Annotated in this window: 7 protein-coding genes; 1 reads left to right on the forward strand and 6 read right to left on the reverse strand. The window is 63.1% G+C overall.

All coding sequences use genetic code 11. From position 1 onward, the window contains the following. Window positions 1-14 precede the first annotated feature (14 nt). Together pyk and AC1DSN_RS16030 are read right to left on the reverse strand one after the other, a co-directional pair. Window positions 15-1,484, reverse strand: a complete 1,470-nt coding sequence (gene pyk / locus AC1DSN_RS16025; RefSeq protein ID WP_063570843.1) for a pyruvate kinase — start codon at window positions 1,482-1,484, stop codon at window positions 15-17. A gap of 4 nt (window positions 1,485-1,488) precedes the next feature. After that, window positions 1,489-2,310, reverse strand: a complete 822-nt coding sequence (locus AC1DSN_RS16030) for a S1/P1 nuclease (RefSeq protein ID WP_477298069.1) — start codon at window positions 2,308-2,310, stop codon at window positions 1,489-1,491. A 174-nt stretch (window positions 2,311-2,484) separates the two neighbouring features. Between AC1DSN_RS16030 and gap the strand changes: the two genes are divergently transcribed. Continuing rightward, window positions 2,485-3,501 carry a type I glyceraldehyde-3-phosphate dehydrogenase gene (gap, locus tag AC1DSN_RS16035; RefSeq protein ID WP_477331619.1) on the forward strand — a complete coding sequence of 339 codons (1,017 nt, stop codon included), beginning with the start codon at window positions 2,485-2,487 and terminating at the stop codon, window positions 3,499-3,501. Between the two features lie 208 nt (window positions 3,502-3,709). On the opposite strand, the gene AC1DSN_RS16040 is transcribed toward gap, so the two are convergent. The 4 genes from AC1DSN_RS16040 to AC1DSN_RS16055 form a co-directional block, all read right to left on the reverse strand. After that, window positions 3,710-4,312, reverse strand: coding sequence for a hypothetical protein (locus AC1DSN_RS16040; protein WP_477294815.1), 603 nt, complete (start codon window positions 4,310-4,312; stop codon window positions 3,710-3,712). A gap of 165 nt (window positions 4,313-4,477) precedes the next feature. Continuing rightward, window positions 4,478-4,915 carry a hypothetical protein gene (locus AC1DSN_RS16045; RefSeq protein WP_477331621.1) on the reverse strand — a complete coding sequence of 146 codons (438 nt, stop codon included), beginning with the start codon at window positions 4,913-4,915 and terminating at the stop codon, window positions 4,478-4,480. A 787-nt stretch (window positions 4,916-5,702) separates the two neighbouring features. Then, complete coding sequence (locus AC1DSN_RS16050; protein ID WP_213949612.1) at window positions 5,703-6,683, reverse strand: fumarylacetoacetate hydrolase family protein; 981 nt, start codon at window positions 6,681-6,683, stop codon at window positions 5,703-5,705. Window positions 6,684-6,698: 15 nt separating this feature from the next. Continuing rightward, window positions 6,699-7,123: homogentisate 1,2-dioxygenase domain-containing protein (locus AC1DSN_RS16055; RefSeq protein ID WP_477331623.1), on the reverse strand; the 425-nt coding region annotated here is incomplete at its 5' end.

The following is a 7,123-nucleotide window of genomic DNA, read 5'->3' on the forward strand; positions in this document are numbered from 1 at the left end:
GCTCCCACATGTGTTTATAGGTCGCGCAGGCTGTCGGCGATGCCGTCGTCGCCGACGACCAACAGCTTCAGCGTGTTGGTACCACCGCCACGACCGATGTGGTCACCGTGGGTCAGGATGACGCGGTCGCCCTTGGCCAGCTTGCCCAGCGCGAACAGGTGCTGGAGCGCGGCGCGGGCGGTGTGTGCCGGATCGAGATTGCTCTGCTCGAAGTCCACTGGCTGCACGTCGCGCAGCATGAGCATGCGGCGGCGAGCCATGTCCGACGGGGACAGCGCGTAGATGGGCACGGCGAAGCGGTAGCGCGACAGCCACTGGGCGGTGGCGCCCGACTCGGTCAGTGCGACGATAGCGCGCACACCCACCTGGGCGGCGAGCAGCATGGCGGCGAGGGCGATGGCCTGGTCGCTGCGGTCCAGCGAGTGGGTATCCGGGCGGAGGTCGTCACGCGGTTCGAACTGGCGCTCGGCACCCAGGCAGATGCGGCGCATGGCAGCGACGGCCTTGTCCGGATGCGCACCCGCGGCGCTCTCTTCCGAGAGCATGACGGCATCGGTCCCGTCGATGACCGCGTTGGCCACGTCGAGCACTTCGGCGCGCGTCGGGATCGGCGCACGCACCATCGACTGCAGCATCTGCGTCGCGGTGATCACCGAGCGGTTGCGCTGCACGGATTCGCGAATGATCTTCTTCTGCAGACCCGGCAGTTCGGCGTCGCCGATTTCCACGCCGAGGTCACCGCGGGCGACCATCACCACGTCGGACGCGTCGATGATTTCGCCGAGCACGGGGATGGCATCGGCACGCTCGATCTTGGAGACGATGGCGGCGTCACCGCCGGCCTCGCGCATCAGGCGGCGGGCTTCATGAAGGTCGTCGGCGCAGCGCACGAAGGAGACCGCGAGGAAGTCCGCGCCCATCTCGGCGGCCAGCTTGATGTCGTTGCGATCCTTGTCGGACAAGGCGCTGACGCTGAGGCCGCCGCCCTGGCGGTTGAGGCCCTTGCGTGCCGACAGGCGACCGCCGATGACCACACGGGTGCGGATTTCGCTGCCGGAGATCTCGATGACCGAGAGCGCGATCAGGCCGTCGTCGAGCAACAGCACGTCGCCGGCGACCACGTCCTTGGGCAGGTCGTAGTAGCTCACGCCCACGCGGCTCTGCGTGCCAGCCGGTGCGTCCGGACGGCAGTCGAGCACGAAGCTGTCACCGGCCATGAGGTCGATCGGGCCGTCGGCGAACTTCTCGATGCGGATCTTCGGGCCCTGCAGGTCGGCCAGGATGCCGACCTCGCGACCGACCTTTTCCGCCGCCGCGCGCACGGCGGCGGCGCGGGCACGGTGGTCGTCCGGGGTGCCATGCGAGAGGTTCAGGCGGACGATGTCCACGCCCTCTTCAAGGATTTTCTCGAGCATGCCCGGCGCGTCCGTGGCGGGTCCGAGGGTGGCGACGATCTTGGTGCGGCGAACCTGGATATCGGTCATTTTTTTAGTCCAGCGTGTGGTTGAGCAGGTCGGCGAGACGCTTGCCTGCAAGGCGCAGGCGGGTCTCGGCGACCGGAAGGTATTTGGCAACGTAGGCGTCGTCGACCGTGTGGTTGCCCGGATAGAAGCCGTTCGTGGCGACGATCTGGCAGGACTCTTCGGCCCACTGGGCGTACGGGTTGTCCAGCGGAGGAATGGGCTTCGGGAGGGTCACCGGGCCTTCGGCGGCGAGGCGGTCGGTATAGGCCGGCCACTGCAGGTCGCGGGTGTAAAGCATGCTGGAGTCCCAGACCTTGTGCAGGTTGGAGCCCTTGCCGTCGAACTGCACCTGGTAGTCGTTACCGCCCTTGTCGTCGCGGTTGCCGGCGTGCAGCGGCTGATGCACGTCACCCACGAAGTGGACGACGAACTTCAGCGCTTCGGCGCGCTCGGCATTGGACTTGTGGCGGTCGCCGAGGATGGCGACGTACTTCTCCAGGCCGCCGACGACACATTGGCCGTCCTTGCAATCCACCGGCGGCACGTAGACACACTTGCCGTCCAGGAAGTCCATGTAGTGCAGCTTGGCGGTGGCCTTGCCCAGTTCCTTCTGGTCCGGATCGTTACGCAGGTGGTCGGGCCAGCTGGCCACATCGGCCAGGGAATCGGAGCCGTCGGCCTTGAGCAGGCGCTCCACTTCGGCCTTGGCCGAGGGGTCGAGCTGGCGCCAGGCCAGTTCGGCGACGATGCGGTGGCCGATGTCGCCCCAGGCCTGGACGGTGGTCGCGAAGGCGGGGACGGTGAGGGCCAGTAAGGCGGCTAGCGCGCGCTTATGAGTCGTTTTCATGGAGCTGTAAACGTTTCCGGACGGGCGAACGGCCAAGTTTGCCACATCCGGACTGAGACCCGGATGACAGATCGCGGCGGCGCAGCAAGCCGGCCCCTGCGACGTTCCGTTACCATGGACGTTTACGCCACCCGCCCTTACCTAGTCAGAACATCCCATCCGGAGGCACGCCCTATGACCATCAAGGTCGCCATCAACGGTTACGGTCGCATCGGTCGCAACATCCTGCGTTCGCTTTACGAAGCCAAGAAGAATGGCCAGGACATCCAGATCGTTGCGATCAACGATCTCGGCGATGCCAACACCAATGCTCACCTGACCCAGTACGACACGGCGCACGGTCGTTTCCCGGGTGACGTGTCGGTTGACGGCGGCGACCTGATCGTCAACGGCGACCGCATCAAGGTCTTCGCCGAGCGCGRTCCGTCCAAGCTGCCCTGGGGCGAGCACGGCGTCGACGTGGTGCTGGAATCCACCGGCTTCTTCACCTCCAAGGCGAAGGCCAGCGCGCATATCGCCGGCGGCGCCAAGAAGGTGATCATCTCGGCACCTGGCGACAAGGACGTGGACGGCACCTTCGTCATGGGCGTCAACGACGACAAGCTCACCTCGAAGCTCGAAGTCATCTCCAACGCCTCGTGCACCACCAACTGCCTGGCTCCGCTGGCCAAGGTGCTCCACGAGAAGATCGGCATCGTGCATGGCCTGATGACCACCATCCATGCCTACACGAACGACCAGGTGCTGACCGACGTCTACCACTCGGATCTTCGCCGCGCCCGTAGCGCCACGCACAGCCAGATCCCGACCAAGACCGGCGCCGCCGCCGCGGTCGGTCTGGTGCTGCCGGAACTCAACGGCAAGCTCGACGGTTTCGCCATGCGCGTGCCGACGATCAACGTGTCCGTCGTCGACCTCGTCTTCACCGCCGCCCGCGCGACGACGAAGGAAGAGATCGATGCCGTCATCAACGAAGCCGCCAATGGTTCGATGAAGGGCATCCTCGCGGTCAACACGCAGCCGCTGGTGTCGATCGACTTCAACCACAACCCGCACTCGTCGATCTACGACTCGACGCAGACGCGAGTGATGGAAGGCACGCTGGTCAAGGTCCTCTCGTGGTACGACAACGAGTGGGGCTTCTCGAACCGCATGCTCGACATGACCAAGGCGCTGATGAACGCCAAGTAATGTGGAAGCCGCTTCAGCGGCGATGGGCGCCACCGGCGCTCTCCMCATGAAACAAGGCCCGCACGGCAACGTGCGGGCCTTTTCGTTTACGCCGACCGCTTCCTGTAGGAGCCGATTCATCGGCGAAGGGTGCTCGCGGCAACCTTGCCCGCTGCCGCGGGATCGCCGATGAATCGGCTCCTACCGAGAATGAAACATCGCCGGATCTTCAACGACTATCTGCACCAACCCCGATAACGATCGCCTGCGCCAGCTGGTAAAGCCCCGCGACTGGCTTCGTATAAGGACCTTCGGGATTTCCTGGCGCGACACGAAATACATAGCTGCCGACGCCAATCCAGCCAACGTTCGTCACATACGTATGACTGGCAAGCTCGCACTGGACCTGATGCGCTTCAATTTCGTTCTGGCCGCTCACCCAGAGGCAGCCGTGTCGGCTCACCTCCTGCGTGGAAGATTGTTCCCATCGCCAGTGAATGGTGACAGAGCCGAGAGCATCGGCTGGCACATCGACGACGTTGGGGGAAGCTGTCACGCTGCCTACCGGAGGTGAGCAGTTGTAATAGCAGCGGGCTTTATGACGCGCCTGTGTCGCGCTGTCGCCGTGATCAGACAAGGCGCGGGCAAGTTCCACTTGCCGCTCAGGATGTGACTGCGAAATCCGTGAACTACCCTCCACAACCGTCGTCGTACTCGCGACAGCCTCGATAATCTCAAGCTCTGCTTCATTGTCAGCTGACCGGGCGGATCCACCAAACGCAATCACCACCGCAACTACTGAAGCTCCGGCAATCAACCATAGCGATTTCATACATTGACCCTGCTGACTATCCAGCACACGCTAGTCGGTCGAACTGACTGCGAATGCAGGCATTTTCTGGCACTCGCGTAGGCATTCGCCACTATCTCGAGGATGCTGCGAAGAAAGGCCCACTCAATCCACGCAGGCCTTTCCTACTTTCAGAGATGAACCCTTTTATTGGGCGACGCCAAACACCGTGGTTTGCGCAAGCGACTGGAGGGCGGCGATCGGCTTCGTGTAAGGCCCACGGGGACTGCCGGGAGCAACACGGAAGGTGTACGCACCGACGTTGATCCAAGGCACAACGATGGTATAGGTGTTTCGCGGATGCTCACACTGGACGATATGCGCGTCGTTCTCGCCGGCCCCACTTACCCACAGGCAGCTGTACTGGGTGACTGGTTTTTGGCGCGACTGATTCCAAGTCCAGCGGATCTGCACCGTACCAAGACCGCCAGCAGGAACCCCAACTTGGACGGGAGCGGAAATACCGCCGACAGGAGGTGGGCAATTGTACAAGCATTGGTTGACCCTACCCCCCGCCGCGTTGGCTGCAACCAACGGCGCGAATGAGAACATGAGCGTCGAGAATACTGAGTGTGTAAATTTCATCCGATGGTCCTTGTGTATAAACGGGCTCTCCACAAGCGCACCTGTCGCATTGCGCGAGTGAGAAAACACAAGGTAGTCAAATCAAAAATCCACCAATGCAAGCCGCAGCTGTTGTATCGGTAGGCAACAATCGCTCGAAAAGTCGGCGGAGACTTCACGAAGCAGGCCCTTCCCGATAAAGAACGCGAGAGGCGAAAGATCATCAATGAACGCTGCGGCAATCAAACCCGGGACCACGACACCGCTGAAATAGCCAGCTGCGAAAGTCTCATGTGATCACTAACGCGACCAACTCATTGCGACCCCGGCGATTCAAGACATTTGTAAAAGTTCAGTGACACCCTGGAGCAGCCCCACACCGTATGGGGTTCTTCTCCGCTCAGGGGGAGTCGAACGATAGGATCCCTGCTCACCCTCGCCTGCGAGGCCGTCGCCACTTCCTCCGCCTTTGCGGGGAATGCACCGACGCCCAAATGCCGTTGACGAACTCGTCGGCAAGGGTCCGCTCTCTTCCTACACCTGCGACGCCAAACGCGAAAACCTCGCAGGGAACTCATATGTTCGGCCTAGCCGGGAACAGCAAGCGCCAAGAGGTTGCTGAGTCGCTGGGGTCCACGTCACACCGCACACGTCTTCCGGCAACTATGAGCAGCAGCCGGCACCGGATCAATCGCTCGAGCAAATAGCCTCGGTGAGCTACGCTGAGGTATTCATCGGCGATCCCGCAGCAGCTGGCAACGTTATCGCGAGCACCCATCGCCGATGAATCGGCTCCTACACAGAGCAGTTATGCCTTGGCGATGACTTGTTCGATCGCGCCGAAGATCGACGCGCCTGAGGCATCGGTGACGTCGATCTTCACCGTGTCGCCGAAGGACAGGAACGGGGTGCTTGGCTTGCCGTCGCGCAAGGTTTCCACCGTGCGCTGCTCGGCGAGGCATGAAGCGCCCTTGCCCGTGTCCTGGTTGGCGATGGTGCCCGAGCCGACAAGCGTGCCTGCGGTCAGCGGGCGCGTCTTCGCGACGTGGGCCACCAGCTGCGAGAAATCGAACTGCATGTCGACGCCGCACTCGGCTTCGCCGAACCACGTGCCGTTGATCCAGGTGCGCATCGGCAGGTGGAGCTTGTCGTCGATCCAGGCATCGCCCAGTTCATCCGGCGTGACGAACACCGGCGACAACGCGGAACGGGGCTTGGACTGCACGAAGCCGAAGCCCTTGGCGAGTTCGCCCGGAATGAGGCCACGCAGCGAAACGTCGTTGACCAGTCCGACCAGCTGGATATGAGCGGCAGCCTGCGCCGGCGTCACGCCCATCGGCACGTCGTCGGTGATGATGAGCACCTCGGCCTCGAGGTCGATACCGAACTCTTCGCTGGCGACGACGACCGGATCGCGCGGCCCGAGAAAGCCGGCACTGGTCGCCTGGTACATCAGCGGATCGACGTAGAACGACTCCGGCACCTCGGCGCCACGCGCACGACGTACGCGTTCAACGTGCGGAAGGTAGGCACTCCCGTCGACGAACTCGTACGCGCGCGGAAGCGGCGCGGCAAGCCTGGCCATGTCGAGATCGAACGCGCCCTGCGCGCCCCCCTCGTTGAGGTCTTCCGACAACGCGTTGAGGCGTGGCGCGATCGTGCTCCAATCGTCCAGCGCAGCCTGCAGCGTCGGCGCAATGCCGGTAGCCTTCACGGCGCGCGACAGGTCGCGGCTGACGACGATGAGCGTGCCGTCACGGCCGCCCTCCTTCAATGAAGCGAGTTTCATGCGATTCCTTGTCGATCAGGCCGACGGCGGCGTGAAGTGTTTCTTCAGCCCGCGCCAGCATTCGTAATAATTGCCCTGCAGCGACGGCGACTCGAGCGCCTGTCGCGTCGGACGGATGACCTTGCGCGTTTCGAACATGAAGGCCATGGTGCCAACGATATGGTCGGGACGCGAGACGTCCGCATTCGATGCTTTCTCGAAGCTCGCCGCGTCGGGGCCATGGCCGCTCATGCAGTTGTGCAGGCTCGAACCACCGGGCACGAAGCCGCCTTGCTTTGCGTCGTAGGCGCCGTCGATCAGGCCCATGAATTCGCTGGCGACGTTACGGTGGAAGTACGGCGGCCGAAACGTGTGCTCGGCGACAAGCCAACGCGGCGGGAAGATCGCGAAATCCATATTCGCCGTGCCCGGTGTGTCGCTGGCCGAGGTAAGTACGGTGA

Source organism: Luteibacter sp. P4_D7_3, assembly GCF_056401735.1.

Excerpts from the sequence above, each read along its gene's own strand:
- pyk (WP_063570843.1), bottom strand. The coding sequence starts at position 1,484 with ATGACCGATATCCAGGTTCGCCGCACCAAGATCGTCGCCACCCTCGGA.
- AC1DSN_RS16050 (WP_213949612.1), bottom strand. The coding sequence starts at position 6,683 with ATGAAACTCGCTTCATTGAAGGAGGGCGGCCGTGACGGCACGCTCATC.
- AC1DSN_RS16045 (WP_477331621.1), bottom strand. The coding sequence starts at position 4,915 with ATGAAATTTACACACTCAGTATTCTCGACGCTCATGTTCTCATTCGCG.
- AC1DSN_RS16030 (WP_477298069.1), bottom strand. The coding sequence starts at position 2,310 with ATGAAAACGACTCATAAGCGCGCGCTAGCCGCCTTACTGGCCCTCACC.
- AC1DSN_RS16040 (WP_477294815.1), bottom strand. The coding sequence starts at position 4,312 with ATGAAATCGCTATGGTTGATTGCCGGAGCTTCAGTAGTTGCGGTGGTG.